Raw genomic sequence first — 14273 nt, forward strand, 5'->3', positions numbered from 1 at the left:
TCGACTGGACGGATAATCACCCAGCCGTCATCCTGCCCTTCTATTCAATGCAGGGACATCCAGTCCCGCCCTTGAGAGGAGAGCACAATGGACGCGAAAACCGGTTCTATTTCAGGAGGTTGCCCGTTCCACGGCAGCGTGCAGACCCGCAGCCTGTTTGGCCGCACCAACCGCGATTGGTGGCCCGATTCGCTGAATCTCGAAATCCTGACGCAGGGCGGCAAGTCGCCCGATCCGATGGGCGAGGATTTCGATTATTGCGAAGCGTTCAACGCGCTCGATTACAACGCGCTCAAGGCCGATCTCACCGCGCTGATGACCGACAGCCAGGATTGGTGGCCCGCCGATTACGGACATTATGGCCCCTTCTTCATCCGCATGGCATGGCACGCTGCGGGCACCTACCGCACGGGTGACGGGCGCGGCGGCGCGGGCAGCGGCCAGCAGCGCTTTGCCCCGCTCAATTCCTGGCCGGATAACGGCAATCTCGACAAGGCGCGCCGCCTGCTGTGGCCGATCAAGAAGAAGTATGGCCAGCACATCAGCTGGGCCGATTTGTTCATCCTGACGGGCAATGTTGCCATCGAAAGCATGGGCGGCCCGGTGTTCGGCTTCGGCGGCGGCCGCAAGGACGTGTACGAGCCCGAAACCGTCTATTGGGGCACGGAAGAGCAGTGGGTGAACGAAGGCGTTCCCACGCGCATCAACCCCAAGGAAGGCAAGGCGCTCGACAACCCGCTGGCCGCGATCCAGATGGGCCTCATCTATGTCAATCCCGAAGGACCGGGCGGCGATCCGCACGATTGGGAAGGCATGGCCCGCGACATGCGCGAGACCTTCGCCCGCATGGCGATGAATGACGAGGAAACCGTGGCGCTGACCGCGGGCGGCCACGCCTTTGGCAAGGCGCACGGCGCGGCCCCGGCCCCCACCTTCCGCAAGGCGCCCGAATCCGAAGCGCTGGAACTGATGGGCTTTGGCTGGCTGACCGACCCCGAAGAGATCGAAAAGGGCCACATCACCACCAGCGGCATTGAAGGCGCATGGTCGAACACGCCCACGCAATGGGGCGGCAACTATTTCCGCCTGCTGTTCAAGTATGACTATGAACTGGTGAAATCGCCTGCCGGTGCCTGGCAGTGGCAGCCGATCAACCAGGAATACGAGGACATGGCCCCCGACGCGCGCGATCCCAGCAAGCGCGTGCCGACCATGATGACCACCGCCGACATGGCGCTGAAGCGTGATCCGGAATACCGCAAGATTTCGGAACGTTTCCGCGATGATCAGGCCGCGCTGGACGACGCCTTTGCCCGCGCCTGGTTCAAGCTGTGCCACCGCGACATGGGGCCGAAGGTGCGTTACCTCGGCCCGGAAGTTCCGGCCGAAGACCTGATCTGGCAGGATCCGGTGCCTGCCGGAACCACTCCGTCACAGGCAGATGTGGATGCGTTCAAGGCCAAGGTTCTGCAAAGCGGCCTGACGGTCAGCGAACTGGTGAAGGCGGCATGGGCTTCGGCCTCGACCTACCGCAATTCGGACCATCGCGGCGGTGCCAATGGCGCGCGTGTGCGGCTGGAACCGCAGCGCGGCTGGAAGGTCAACGATCCGGAGGAGCTGGACAAGGTCCTCTCCACGCTCGATGGCCTGCGCGGCAGCCTGTCGATGGCCGATGCCATCGTGCTGGCAGGCGCGGCAGCGGTTGAAAAGGCCGCGGCCGATGGCGGTTATCCGGTCAAGGTGGAGGTTACCACCGGTCGCGGCGATGCGTCGCAGGATCAGACCGATGTGGACAGCTTCGCACCGCTCGAACCCTTTGCCGATGGCTTCCGCAATTACCTGCGCACCAAGGCCGATGTGAAGACCGAGGACATGCTGATCGACCGGGCCAATCTGATGGGCCTGTCAGTGCCCGAAATGACCGTGCTGGTCGGCGGGCTGCGTGCGCTGGGCGCGGTGTCCGGCAACAGCGGCAAGGGCGTGCTGACCGCCCGCCCCGGCGTGCTGTCGAATGATTTCTTCGTCAACCTGCTCGACATGGGCACGCATTGGAGCGTGGTCGAGGACAGCGGCGAGGAAGAATATGTTGGGCGGGATCGCAAGTCGGGCGCGGAAAAGTGGCGTGCCACCCGCGCGGATCTGATCTTTGGCTCCAACTCGCAGCTGCGCGCCGTGGCCGAAGTCTATGCCGAGGACGGCAACCGCGAAAAGTTCGTGAAGGACTTTGCCAAGGCGTTCGCCAAGGTGATGGATGCCGACCGGTTCGACCTGACCTATGCGAAGTACCACAAGTAAGCGAAAGGCTCCGTTCGCTTGCGTCAGTAGGCCCCCGGCAGCGATGCCGGGGGCCTTTTTGCATGGCGGCTCAGCGGCGGCGGCGCAGAACCAGATAAAGCGCGCCTTCGCCGCCGTGCCGGCGCTGCGCGGGTCGAATGGCGGCGATGTCCGCGCCATGCGGCCCGGCGGCCAGCCAGTCGAGCACCTTGGCGCGGATCGCCCCGCGTTTCTCAGCACGGTCGGCGGCATCCACGGGGCGCGGCTTGCCGGTAATCAGCAGCACCAGCCGTGCCCCCATCGCCTTGGCCTGCATCAGTCCGTCATCCAGCCGCCGATGCGCCTGTTCCAGATTGTGGCCATGCAGGTCGAGCGTGAAATCCGGCTCCATCGCATTGCGTGCCAGCCGCCTCTCCCAATGCGAATCCAGCCCTTCGCCGGGTGGCGGCAGAATGGGCGGCGCGGGCTTTGGGGTGGCGGGTGTCAGTGGCGCAGGCACACGGCCCTTCACCCGCTTGGCAGGCGGTGCGGCAAGCGCTGGTTGTGCGCTCGCCGCGTGCGGGGCGGTTCTGCGCGGGTGCAGCGGCTTTACCGTTGCGGCGAGCCTTGCCCACAGATCGGCTTCTTCGGGCGACAACCCGCGGGGCGTGCGGCTCATCGCCGGAAACTCACCTTACGCCCAGCCGCGCCAGCGTACCGCGTGGCAGCAACAATGTCGCCTGTCCCCGCGCGCTCATCCCGCCGGCAATTTCGCGCGCCCGCTCGCCCGCACCCCAGAAGGTGTCGAAGCGGTTCGCCCCGCGGATCGCCCCACCGGTATCCTGCGCCACCCACAGCCCGCGCGCTTCCGGCCGGTCGGTGGAAAGGAACACCGGCGCCCCGTAAGGCACAAATCGCGGATCGACCGCAACCGAGCTTTCCGCGCGCACCGGCACACCGATGCTGCCCAGCGGGCCATCGCCTTCGAGCACACGGAAGAACACGAAGCTTTCGTTCTCGCGCATCAGCGCTGCGCCTTCCTCCGGGTTTTCGCGGATATATTGCATGATGCCCTGCATCGATCCGGCATATTGTCCCGGCCCGCTGCCGATCAGCCCGCGTTCGCGCATCAAGGCGCCAATGCCGGTATAGGAATGGCCGTTCTGCCCGGCATAGCCGATGCGGATCACCTCGCCTTCGGGCGTCAGCAAGCGGCCCGACCCCTGGATTTGCAGAAAGAAGAACTCCACCGGATCGGCCGCCCAGGCAATTTCGAGGCCCCGCCCGGACAGCGCGCCGTCGGCAATCTCGGCATGGGTGTAGTAGGGCACGCACATGCCGCGCGCATCAATCCGCCCCAGCGGGGCGCGGCCCGTACGCTCGCTCTGCGGCGTGTCGTCGCGCCAGCAGCGGGTGAGGTCAGGCGGCAGCGCGTAAACCGGCACCTCGAAACCGGGGCGGCGGGTGCGCGATCCGGCGATTTCCGGCTCGAAATATCCCGTGGCAAAGGCTGCGCCATCCCCCACCACCGCGCTTTCGAAATGCGCCTCGAAGAAGCGGGCGGCATCGGCGCGTGGCCATGTGGCGGCGGCGGTGCAGGCCTCGCGCCAGTCTTCGGGGCGGGTGAGGCCGCTGTCATCGGCGCGGCGCAGCAGGACGGGGCAGGACAGTTGAAAGGCGTCGAGCGCACCGGCGCTGTCGCGCGGTTGCAGGCCAAGGCTGGCGATCGCGGGGCCGCGCGCGACACCCAACAAGGCGGCGGTCGCGGCTGGTGGCGCGGATGGCTGCGGCGGAGGGGATGGCGCAACGCTGACGCAGCCGGCCAGCAGGGCCAGCGCGGACAGGATCAGGCCCAAGCGAAGGGCAAATGCGGCGGACCTGCAAGGAGGTGCGGCCTTGTCGAAATCGGGCACCGGCCAGCCCTCCCGCTTGCGTGCGAATCAGCCTTCGTCAGTCTCGTCAAGCAACCATGCCGGGCTGGACGAGCGCACATCGCGGCGGAAAGTCCAGACATCCCGGCTTTCCACCGCATCGTCGAGCGATCCGGCCACGACATTGCCGTTGGCATCTCGCGTGACAGCGGCGATATCGGCGACGAAGCGCACCGAAATGCGGGCGATATGGCCGTCAAGCATGGCCGAATGCACCGTGCTGTCCTCGATCCGGATCAGGCGGTTGTCGAGCGTGTGGCCGGCCGCCTCGCGCTCGGCAATGGCGGCGAGGAAGCTTTCATACACGTCCTTGTCGCACAATTCGGCCAGCTCCTCGCGGTCGCCGCGCCAGAAGGCTTCAAGCACCATCTGATACGCGCCGCGCGCGCCTTCGAGAAAACCGATCAGATCAAACCGGCGATCGGCCGCGGCAATCTCGCGCAAGCCGCGTTCCACCGCGGGCGGGAAGCCAGAGAGCTGCCGCTCGTTGCGAGGGGCTTCCGCCAGCGGAGCAGGCGGCGCCACGCGGCGCGATTCTTCGGCGCGTTCGAAATTGCCGGGCACAATCTCCTCCTCGTGCTCGGCCCGGCGGCCCAGCACGGAATACAGCCGCAGCCCCAGAAAGGCGGCGATCATGGCGAGGATGACAATCTCAAATACCACAGGCAATTCCCGTTTCGCTGACGCGGGAGGAGCGGGGCGATGCAGCCGCCGCGCATCAATTCGTCCCGCGCGTGCCGTCATAGTGGCAAAGATGGGGATGAAATACAAATCCGCAACGGCCAAATGGCCGAAATTGGCGCTGGTGCGTCCCATCCCCGCAACATTCATCCGGCACTATTCTCGCGCGCTTTTGCCGATTGCCCCGCGCGCCCCCCGTTGCGGTGGCCGCGCACGGGTGCTAGGCGCGCGCCCCAGACCCCTATCTCAACCCGCCGGGTGGCCAATCGCGCCCGGCCTGCTGACGAAAGCATTCGATCATGGCCGAAGAAGGCAACGTCCTCACCAATCTTGATGGCAACCAGCCGGTGCCCAACGGCGCCGACAAGCTGCCCGTGGCCGGCATCATCAGCCAGTATGTGCGCGACCTGTCGGTGGAAAACCCCAAGGCGCCCGAAAGCTTCCAGTGGACCGGCGCCCCGCAGATGGATGTGCAGTTCAACATCGCCGCCAAGAAGATCAGCGAGGAGGTGAGCGAGGTTGAACTCAAGATCACCGCCACCGCCAAGACCGAACAGGGCGTGGCCTATATCGTTGATCTTTCGTTCTGCGGCCTGGTGGGGATGCGCAACATGTCCGAAGACCAGATGCACATGTTCACCTATGCCGAAGCGCCGCGCATCCTGTTCCCCTTTGCCCGCCGCGTGATTGCCGATGCGGTGCGCGATGCCGGTTTTGCCCCGCTGCTGCTCGATCCCATTGATTTCAATGGCTTGTATATCCAGCAATTGCAGGCCAAGCAGGCGGCAGAGGCTGGCGCGGGCGCAGGCGCGAACGCGTAAGGCCGGCAAGCCAGAACCGGGAGCGCCGGCGATGAGCCTTGTCCGCAATGTCGGCACGATCGGCGGGCTGACATTGGTCAGCCGGATTTTCGGCTTTGCCCGCGACATGCTGCTCGCCCGCGTGCTGGGCGCGGGCGGCGTGGCGGATGCGTGGCAGTTGGCGTTCCAGTTACCCAATATCTTCCGCCGCCTGTTTGCCGAAGGCGCCTTTGCCAGCGCCTTTGTCCCGCTGTTCAACCGCCGCATGGGCACAGATGGCGAGCTGACCGAGGCGCGCCGCTTTGCCGACGAGGTGATGGCGGTGCTGATCCCCATCCTGATTGTCTTTTCCGCGCTGGCGCTGATCGCGATGCCGTGGATCGCCGGTCTTTTCGCGAATGAGGGGATGGAGGGCGATCCCGAATTGTTCGACCTTGCCGTGCGGATGGCGCGGCTGGCCTTCCCCTATCTCGCCTTCATGAGCCTTGCCACCGTGTTTGCCGCGGTGCTCAATTCGCTGTCGCGCTTTGCCGCCGCCGCCGCGGCGCCGATCCTGCTCAATGTCTGCATGGTGGCGGTGCTTGTCTGGGGATTCGTGCAGCCCGATTCCACCGATCTGCGGCAAAATGTGGGCATGTTGCTGGGCGTGGCGGTGACGGTTTCGGGCCTGCTGCAACTCATCTGGCTGGGCTGGTTTGCCGCGCGCCACGGCTTTCGCATCCGCCTTGCCCGCCCGCGCATGACGGGCGGGGTGAAGGAACTGTTCATCCTGATCGGCCCTGCTGTGCTGGGCGCGGGCGTGTATCAGATCAGCCGTTTCATCGACCTGTTCTTCCTCGCCACCCTGCCCGATGGTTCCTACACTTTTCTGGCGATGGCCGACCGGCTGAACCAGATGCCGATGGGTATCATCGCCATTGCGCTGGGCACCGCGATCCTGCCCTCGCTCAGCCGCTTTGTGGCGCAGGACAAGCCGGACGAAGCCGCACGCCTGCAAGGCAATGCGGTGGAACTGGCGCTGCTGCTGACGCTGCCCGCAGCGGTCGCGCTGTATATCTGTGGCAGCGCCTTTACCCGCGCCTTTTACGCAGGCGGCGCGTTCACGCTGGACAATGCGCTGGCAACCGGCGCGGTGGTGTCGGCACTCGTCGTCGGCCTGCCCGCCTATGTGCTGGTGAAAGTGCTGATCCCCAGCTTCTTCGCGCGCAAGGACACGCGCACCCCGGTCTATACGGCGGGCGCGTCGCTGCTGGTCAATGTCGTTCTCAATTTCCTGCTGGTTCCGCGTTTGGGCGTGCAGGGGCTGGCGCTGGCCGGGTCGCTCGCCGCGTGGTGCAATGCGGGCGCGCTCTATGCCATTCTGGCGGCAAAGGGGCATTACCGCATCACCGCCCTGTCGCTGGGCCGGATTGGCCGGACTCTCTTGGCAACCGCGGTGATGGGTGCGGCCTTGTGGTTCGCCATGCCGCTGGGCGATCCCTATTACGCAGCCGGAGCGCTGGAGCGCGTGGGCGCGGTAGCGGCACTGGTCGCGGCCGGGGGCGTGGTCTATCTGCTGGCGGCGATCGTGCTGGGCGTGGTTGACAAGCAGACGATTGCCCAGTTGAAGCGACGCCCGGCCTGAGGTGTCCTCAGCCTGCCCCTTCGCACGATCTGACAGGTGAAATCCATGCGCGTTGTTTCCGGTATCCAGCCCACGGGCTCGCTCCATCTGGGCAATTATCTGGGCGCGATCCGCAACTGGGTGCGTATGCAGGATGGCCTTGCCGACGGCGAACAGTGCCTGTTCTTCCTTGCCGATCTGCACGCGATTTCGATGCCGCATGACCCGGCTGGCTTGCGCGCCGCCACGCTGGAAATGACCGCGGCACTGGTCGCCTGCGGGATCGATCCGGCCCGCTCCGTCCTGTTCAACCAGGCGCAGGTGCCCGCCCATGCCGAGCTGCAATGGCTGCTCAACGGCACGGCGCGGATGGGCTGGCTCAACCGGATGACGCAATTCAAGGACAAGTCGGGCAAGAACCGCGAAGGCGCGAGCGTTGCGCTCTACACCTATCCGGTGCTGCAGGCCGCCGACGTGCTGCTGTATCAGGCAACGCATGTGCCCGTGGGCGACGACCAGAAGCAGCATCTGGAACTGGCGCGCGACATTGCGCAGAAGTTCAATAATGATTTTTGCGCCGAAGATGCGCCGGTCTTTACCCTGCCCGATCCGATCATCCCATCCGAAGCTGCGCGCATCATGTCCCTGCGCGATGGCACCGCGAAGATGAGCAAATCCGACCCATCCGATATGAGCCGCATCAATCTGGCCGACGATCCGGACGAGATGGCGAAGAAGATCAAGAAGGCCAAGACCGATCCCGAACCGCTGCCGTCCGAAGTGGCGGGGCTGGACGGGCGGCCCGAAGCACTCAATCTCGTGTCGATTTATGCCGCGCTCGAAGGCTCTACGCCGGATGCTGTGCTGGCGCGATTTGGCGGACAGGGCTTTGGCGTGTTCAAGCCGGCCATGGCCGAACTGGTGGTCGAAACGCTGGGGCCGATCCAGCGCCGCTTTGTCGAACTGAAAGCCGACCGCGAGGCGCTGGACGCCATTCTGGCGCGCGGCGCGGCGCGGGCGCGCGAGATCGGCGTGCCCACGCTGAAGGCGGCATATGACGCGCTGGGGCTCATCCGGGGCTGAGCGCGCCGTTTGCAGACCTTGCGTTTCGTTCTGCAATCCATTCAATCGCTGTTCAGCCGGCGCTTGCTAAACGCTTGCGCATATTGGAACAATTGCGTGCGTCCTGCCGTTTCCAGGCAAGGCTGCTCGCAGGAACAGGAAATGGGTGCCATGTCGACGTTTTTTCAACCGCTTGCCGCAAGCTTGAAGGCAGGCAGGGGCAAGGGCTTGAAGCTGGTGGCTGCCGCGCTGATGGCCGGCAGTCTGGCCGCTTGCGCGACGCCGTTCCGCGCCGATGTCAGCCGCTTCGAATCGCAGCTTCCCGCACCTGCAGGACAGAGCTTCTATGTCGTCGCGGATGATCCGGCACTGGCGGGCGGGCTCGAATTCGCGCTTTATGCCGATTATGTCGAGGCGCAGATGGCGCGGCTGGGCTATGCGCAGGCCGCAAGACCAGAGGATGCCAGCCTGCTGGTCCGCTTCGATTACGGGGTGGACAATGGCCGCGAACGCATCCGTTCACGCCCCAGCACCTTCCGCGATCCGTTCTACGATCCGTGGTTCAGCTACCGCCCCTTCGTCTACCGCGACCGGCTGGGCAATACGCGCGTGGCCTACCTTCCCAACAGCCGCTGGGGCTATGGCTGGTACGATCCCTTCTTTCGCCACAGCGAAGTGGAAAGCACCACCGTCTACACCAGCGGGATTGATCTGAAGATCGACGACGCCGCCACCGGCCAGCGCCTGTTCGAAGGCAAGGCCGAAGCGCTCTCGACCTCGAACCGGCTGCAATATCTGGTGCCCAATCTGGTGGAAGCTATGTTCACCGATTTCCCCGGCAATTCGGGCGAGACGGTGCGCATTTCGATCGCACCCGAAGATCAGCCGGTGCAGCGCGACAAGCGCCGCTGAGCCCCATACGGTTCACAAGTTCCCGGTAGCTCCTGGGAATCACGAGGGCGGGCCTTCCTATCCGGGGAGGCCCGCCTTCCCTTTGGGCGCAAACTGCGCCACTCTGCCCGGCGGAGAGAAGGAGATCGGGTGATGAGGGGATTCCGGGAAATCGTCGTGGCTGCAGCCTTAGCCGTGCTGGCAGCCTGCAGCCAGCCGGCCAGCGAGGAACCGCAGGCGCAGACCGTGTGGCCGGGCGTGCCGGAAGAACAGGCCGCGCAAATCCGGGCGGCGGGCAAGGTGATCGATCCGGCCAGTTTTGCCATCTTCGCGCCCTTGGTGCCGCCCCCGCCCTATGCCGATGTCACGATGACCACCGATATCGCCTATGGCACGGACCCGCTGCAACGCCTCGATCTCTACACCTTCAACGCGGCCGCTGCGGGCGAGCGGCGCCCCGTGCTGATCTATGTCCATGGCGGCGGCTTTACCGGGGGCAGCAAGCAGGGCGAATACTACCCGCAAAGCGCCACCGCCTGGGCCGCGCGCAACGGCATGGTAGGCGTGAATATCGATTACCGCCTCGCCCCCGCCAACCCCTGGCCTGCCGCGCGCGACGATCTGGCCGCCGCGATTCAATGGGTGCGCGCCAATATCGCGCAGCATGGCGGCGATCCCGACCGCATCTTCCTGTGGGGCCATTCGGCCGGCGCCTCGGTCGTGGCCGATTATGTGCAGCATACCGACCGGCAGGGGCCTGAGGTAGCAGGGGTGAAAGGCGCGCTGCTTCTGTCGCCCGCCTATGCGCGCGCGATGGGGGACAGCCCCCACCCCTATTACGGCACCGACGCGGATTTGCAGACCACCGGCCCGGTGCTGGCCCGGCTGGGCGCGAGCACGATCCCGCTGATGCTGGGCTGGGCGGAGTATGACCCCGACCTGTTCCACGATTTCGCCCGCGATGCCGAACAGACGCTGTGCGCAGCGGGTAGCCGCCTCAACTGCCCGACGATGCTCTATCTCAAGGATCACAACCACATGACCGAAGGCGCCAGCATCGGCAGTGCGGATCAGAGCCTGTCCGGCCCCTTCCTGCAATGGATGCAGCGGTTATGACGTCTGCACCAAGGATCGCAGCAATATCGCCCAATCAGGCTTCGCTTCGACTAAAGCGGAAGCTCAGCCGAGCGGGGCATATCCCCCGGTGGAGCCGAAACCACCTTCACCCCGCGCGGTATCGTCCAGCTCTTCCACTTCCACCCATCGCGCCAGCGTGACGGGGGAAACGATCAGCTGCGCGATCCGGTCGCCGCGCACAATCGGAAAATTGTCGGTCGAATGGTTGATGAGGATGACCTTCACCTCGCCCCGGTAATCGCTGTCCACCGTGCCCGGCGTATTGGGCACGGTGATGCCGTGTTTGAGCGCGAGGCCGCTGCGCGGGCGCACTTGAATCTCGTATCCCGGCGGGATCGCCACCGCAAAACCGGTGGCAACCGCGTGGCGCATGCCGGGACGCAGGATCAGCGCCTCGGCCGAGACGACATCCATCCCGGCCGCCCCGGAAGTGGCGTATTCGGGCAGAGGCAGGCCGTGGCCGTGCGGCAGGCGGCGGATGCGGACAGGGACTTGCTCAGCCATGCACTGCCTCCAGATGTTCGGCGACCTCGGCAATCAGGCGGCCGGCAACCTCGTCCTTATCCATTTCTTCCCAGTCTTCCACGCGGCGTTCGCGCACGATGTGGACCTGGTTCTTGGTGCCGCCCATCACTTCGCCGGACACATCGTTCGCCACGATCCAGTCCACGCCCTTGCTCTTGCGCTTCTTGCGCGCATTTTCGACCACATCCTGCGTTTCGGCGGCAAAGCCGATCAGCAGATCCGGCCGCTTGGAACTGGCCGCCACCATCGCAAGAATGTCCGGATTTTCGGTCAGCATCAGCGCAGGCGGAGCGCTGCCCCGCTTCTTGATCTTCTCGCTCTGATATTCGCGGGGGCGCCAATCCGCCACCGCCGCCACCATGATCGCGCAATCGGCAGGCAGTGCCTTCTTCACCGCCTGCGCCATCTCCTCGGCGCTTTCCACGTCGATGCGATTGACGCCTGCGGGCGTGGGCAGTTGCACCGGGCCGGACACCAGCGTCACCTTGGCTCCTGCCGCTGCTGCTGCCGCCGCAATGGCAAAGCCCTGCCGGCCGGAGGAACGGTTGGCGATATAGCGCACCGGGTCGATCGGTTCATGTGTAGGGCCGGCGGTGATGAGCAGATGGCGCCCTTTCAGCGGCTGGTGCGCCAGCGCGGCAAAGGCAGGCGGCAGGCCCGGCGGTTCAGCCACGGCCTTGGCCATTGCGGGTGCCGGTGTGGCGGCCAGCGGCATGACCGGAATGGCAGCCTCCTCGCCTTCGAACGGCTGGGGCGCGGCCTGCCGCAAATTGACCGTGTGGTTGATCGCCTCGCGGTCGGTCGGTGGAGCGGCAACAGCGCTGCCCTTGGTCGCCAGCACCGGGCCCAGCGAAGGATCGGGTTCGGGCAGATCGGGGCCGATATAATCGGGATCGACGTCCTCGCCTGCGGGCAGTTCCTCCATACCGGAATAGCTGGCCTCGTCCTCGGCAATGCGGCGCGTGGTCGAACGCTGGATCAGATTGCTGATGAGGCCGCCCAGCCCTCCCGACTTGGCGGCAGGCGCATCGGCCAGCGGATCGACGGGGACGAAGTCGCCGTCCTCCTCGGCCAGTTCCTCGGCCTCCTCCTCGGCCAGCCGGCGCAGATGCGCGGCGATGGCATCGTGGCTGGCGCTGCCGGGTTCAAGGCCCGGATCAAGGCCGAGTATATCAGCGATTTCCAGCCAGATCATTTCCGGATCGGGCAGGCGGCCGGGGCCGTATTCCCCGCAGGCCATTTCGCCCTCATCAGGCAGCATCACCTTGACGCCGCTATCCGCCAGCCAGGCAACATTGCGCTGCGTCGCCTCGTGCAGCCACATCCGCACATTCATCGCCGGCACCGCCATCACCGGCTTGTCGGTGGCCAATATCAGCGTGGTGCCGAGGTCATCGGCAATGCCCGCCGCCATCTTGGCCAGCAGATCGGCGGTGGCAGGGCAGACCACCACCAGATCGGCCTCTCGGCTCAGCTGGATATGGCCGATCTCGGCCTCGTTCTTCAGATCCCACAGGCTGGTATGCACCTGGTTGCCGGAAAGGGCGGCCAGCGCCATCGGGGTGACGAATTGCGCCCCGCCATTGGTGAGCACGCAGGTGACATCGGCCCCGCCCCGGCGGATCAGGCGCACGAGTTCGCAGCTCTTGTAGGCAGCGATCCCGCCGCCCACCACAAGAAGCACGCGTGGCTTGTCCATGTCTCTACCCGGCCCCTCCGGCTTCATCTGCGCGCGATCCTTGGCGCATCTTGGTTAAGATTGGCTTTCCTGCACCCTGCCCCCGCGTTTGCCAAGCCTTTGCCGGTCAAGCAGAACCGGGCAGTTCAGGCGATCCAGCCAAGGGCCATCGCGGCCCAGACGGCCGCCGCGCCTGCGCCTGCCGCCAGCACATAGCCGGGCCAGCGCCGTTGCGGCACGCGCCGCCTTTCCCACAGCAATTCGATATCGGGCAGCGGCGGCGGTTCGGGCGCGCCGCCTTTGGGCGGATACATCTCCTCCAGCCGGCGGATCAGCGCAGGCACGCGCAGCAGTGTTTCGGTATCCTCTTTGATGCGGTCGGCAATCGCGGCTTCCGGCCCCAATTCGTCGCGGATCCAGCTGCGCACGAACGGAGCGGAGACATCCCACATGTTGATTTCGGGGTCGAGCTGGGTGGCGATCCCTTCGACCATCACCATGGTCTTTTGCAGCAAGAGCAGGTGCGGTTGGGTCTGCATGTCGAAATCGCGGGTGATGGCGAACAGCCCGTCGAGCATCGCGCCCACCGAGAGTTCCGACACCGGCTTGCCGCGCATCGGTTCACCCACGGCGCGCAGCGCAGTCGCAAATTCCTCGACCGAATGGTAGCTGGGCACATATTGCGCCTCGAAATGGATCTCGGCCACGCGGCGGTAATTGCCGGTGGTGAGGCCATAGAGGATTTCCGCCAGCCATTGCCGCGCGCGGCGATCGATCCGGCCCATGATCCCGAAATCGATGGCAACGATGGTGCCGTCGGCTTTCACGAACAGATTGCCCTGATGCATGTCGGCGTGGAAAAAACCCGCGCTGATGGCCTGCGTCAGAAAGGCCAGCACCAGCCGCCGCGCCAGATCGGGCAGATCGTGCCCCGCCGCTTTCAGCGCCTCGATATTGCTGATCTTGACCCCGTCGATCCATTCGATCGTCATCACCTTGCCGCAGGTGCGATCCCAATCGATATCGGGCACGCGGTAGTCGGGAATGGCGCGCATGAATTCGGCCAGTTCGGATGCCGACGCCGCCTCGCGCCGCAGATCGAGCTCGCGATTTGTCCAGCGCTTGAAATTGGCAATCGTCAATTGCGGGCGCAGGCGCGTCGCTTCGCCGCCCAATGCCTCCAGATGCGCGGCCGCCCATTCGTAGGTGGCGATGTCGCGCGCGAATTTCTCGCGAATGCCGGGGCGCAGCACCTTGATCGCCACCACCCGGCCATCGGTGGTGACGCCCTTGTGCACCTGCGCGATGGATGCCGCGCCCACCGGATCGGGATCGATATGCGCGAACAGGTCGGAAAGCGGGCGCTGGAAACTCGATTCGATCTGCGCGGCGATCTGGTCGAAGGGCACGGGCGGCAGGCTGTCCTGCAAGCTCAGCAGATTGCGCGCTGCTTCCTCGCCCACAAGGTCGGGCCGGGTCGCCAGCGTCTGCCCCAGCTTGATCGCCGCAGGGCCAATCGCGCGAAAGGCGGATGCGTAATCGGGCACGGCGGGCTGGCGCGTGCCGAAACGGGCAATGCGCACCAGGCGGCGCACCGGCTGCGGCGTGTTGGGATCGCGCTCGATCCCGCGCAGCGCGCCGTGCCGGGCCAGCGTGCGGCCCCAGCCCAAGAGCCGCAAGATATGCGTGGAAGGGCGGGTCATGCGCGCGGC

12 protein-coding genes are annotated in these 14273 nt (G+C 65.6%); 6 read left to right on the forward strand and 6 right to left on the reverse strand.

Annotated features, from left to right (window positions below; translation table 11 throughout):
• Window positions 1-87: 87 nt before the first annotated feature.
• Window positions 88-2295, forward strand: a complete 2208-nt coding sequence (katG, locus tag WFP39_RS03530) for a catalase/peroxidase HPI (protein WP_336917753.1) — start codon at window positions 88-90, stop codon at window positions 2293-2295.
• 70 nt (window positions 2296-2365) lie between these two features.
• On the opposite strand, the gene WFP39_RS03535 is transcribed toward katG, so the two are convergent.
• The 3 genes from WFP39_RS03535 to WFP39_RS03545 form a co-directional block, all read right to left on the reverse strand.
• Entirely contained in the window at window positions 2366-2932 is a 567-nt protein-coding gene (locus WFP39_RS03535) for a Smr/MutS family protein (RefSeq protein WP_336917754.1), read from the reverse strand.
• A 10-nt stretch (window positions 2933-2942) separates the two neighbouring features.
• Window positions 2943-4109: a murein transglycosylase A gene (gene mltA / locus WFP39_RS03540; protein ID WP_336917755.1), complete on the reverse strand. Its 1167-nt coding sequence runs from the start codon at window positions 4107-4109 to the stop codon at window positions 2943-2945.
• 84 nt (window positions 4110-4193) lie between these two features.
• The gene (locus tag WFP39_RS03545; RefSeq protein WP_336917756.1) at window positions 4194-4847 is read right to left on the reverse strand and encodes a Tim44/TimA family putative adaptor protein; all 654 of its coding nucleotides are present in this window, start codon (window positions 4845-4847) and stop codon (window positions 4194-4196) included.
• 317 nt (window positions 4848-5164) lie between these two features.
• On the opposite strand from WFP39_RS03545, the gene secB reads away from it, so the two are divergent.
• The 5 genes from secB to WFP39_RS03570 all read left to right on the forward strand — a co-directional run bounded on the left by secB (window position 5165) and on the right by WFP39_RS03570 (window position 10337).
• The gene (gene secB, locus WFP39_RS03550) at window positions 5165-5686 is read left to right on the forward strand and encodes a protein-export chaperone SecB (protein WP_336917757.1); all 522 of its coding nucleotides are present in this window, start codon (window positions 5165-5167) and stop codon (window positions 5684-5686) included.
• A 31-nt stretch (window positions 5687-5717) separates the two neighbouring features.
• On the forward strand, window positions 5718-7289 hold the full coding sequence (murJ, locus tag WFP39_RS03555; RefSeq protein WP_336917758.1) for a murein biosynthesis integral membrane protein MurJ: 1572 nt from the start codon (window positions 5718-5720) through the stop codon (window positions 7287-7289).
• A gap of 45 nt (window positions 7290-7334) precedes the next feature.
• Window positions 7335-8351 carry a tryptophan--tRNA ligase gene (gene trpS, locus WFP39_RS03560; RefSeq protein WP_336917759.1) on the forward strand — a complete coding sequence of 339 codons (1017 nt, stop codon included), beginning with the start codon at window positions 7335-7337 and terminating at the stop codon, window positions 8349-8351.
• A gap of 231 nt (window positions 8352-8582) precedes the next feature.
• Window positions 8583-9242, forward strand: coding sequence for a DUF4136 domain-containing protein (locus WFP39_RS03565; protein ID WP_336917824.1), 660 nt, complete (start codon window positions 8583-8585; stop codon window positions 9240-9242).
• A gap of 132 nt (window positions 9243-9374) precedes the next feature.
• Window positions 9375-10337 carry an alpha/beta hydrolase gene (locus WFP39_RS03570; protein WP_336917760.1) on the forward strand — a complete coding sequence of 321 codons (963 nt, stop codon included), beginning with the start codon at window positions 9375-9377 and terminating at the stop codon, window positions 10335-10337.
• 63 nt (window positions 10338-10400) lie between these two features.
• On the opposite strand, the gene dut is transcribed toward WFP39_RS03570, so the two are convergent.
• From dut to ubiB, 3 genes are all read right to left on the reverse strand, one after another.
• On the reverse strand, window positions 10401-10862 hold the full coding sequence (dut, locus tag WFP39_RS03575) for a dUTP diphosphatase (RefSeq protein WP_336917761.1): 462 nt from the start codon (window positions 10860-10862) through the stop codon (window positions 10401-10403).
• Window positions 10855-12582 (reverse strand): bifunctional phosphopantothenoylcysteine decarboxylase/phosphopantothenate synthase, encoded by a 1728-nt coding sequence (locus WFP39_RS03580; RefSeq protein WP_336917762.1) that lies wholly within the window; start codon window positions 12580-12582, stop codon window positions 10855-10857. Before WFP39_RS03580 ends, dut begins: the two co-directional genes overlap by 8 nt.
• A 125-nt stretch (window positions 12583-12707) precedes the next feature.
• A complete protein-coding gene (gene ubiB / locus WFP39_RS03585; RefSeq protein WP_336917763.1) occupies window positions 12708-14264 on the reverse strand; it encodes a 2-polyprenylphenol 6-hydroxylase in 1557 nt (518 codons plus the stop codon).
• Window positions 14265-14273: the final 9 nt, after the last annotated feature.

It is taken from the genome of Alteraurantiacibacter lauratis (genome assembly GCF_037154155.1).
Lineage (GTDB): Bacteria > Pseudomonadota > Alphaproteobacteria > Sphingomonadales > Sphingomonadaceae > Alteraurantiacibacter > Alteraurantiacibacter lauratis.

Bases quoted from the DNA above. Each gene is read 5' to 3' on its own strand.
- katG (WP_336917753.1), top strand. From the start codon at position 88: ATGGACGCGAAAACCGGTTCTATTTCAGGAGGTTGCCCGTTCCACGGC.
- WFP39_RS03535 (WP_336917754.1), bottom strand. From the start codon at position 2,932: ATGAGCCGCACGCCCCGCGGGTTGTCGCCCGAAGAAGCCGATCTGTGG.
- secB (WP_336917757.1), top strand. From the start codon at position 5,165: ATGGCCGAAGAAGGCAACGTCCTCACCAATCTTGATGGCAACCAGCCG.
- murJ (WP_336917758.1), top strand. From the start codon at position 5,718: ATGAGCCTTGTCCGCAATGTCGGCACGATCGGCGGGCTGACATTGGTC.
- trpS (WP_336917759.1), top strand. From the start codon at position 7,335: ATGCGCGTTGTTTCCGGTATCCAGCCCACGGGCTCGCTCCATCTGGGC.
- WFP39_RS03565 (WP_336917824.1), top strand. From the start codon at position 8,583: ATGGCCGGCAGTCTGGCCGCTTGCGCGACGCCGTTCCGCGCCGATGTC.
- WFP39_RS03570 (WP_336917760.1), top strand. From the start codon at position 9,375: ATGAGGGGATTCCGGGAAATCGTCGTGGCTGCAGCCTTAGCCGTGCTG.
- dut (WP_336917761.1), bottom strand. From the start codon at position 10,862: ATGGCTGAGCAAGTCCCTGTCCGCATCCGCCGCCTGCCGCACGGCCAC.
- WFP39_RS03580 (WP_336917762.1), bottom strand. From the start codon at position 12,582: ATGGACAAGCCACGCGTGCTTCTTGTGGTGGGCGGCGGGATCGCTGCC.
- ubiB (WP_336917763.1), bottom strand. From the start codon at position 14,264: ATGACCCGCCCTTCCACGCATATCTTGCGGCTCTTGGGCTGGGGCCGC.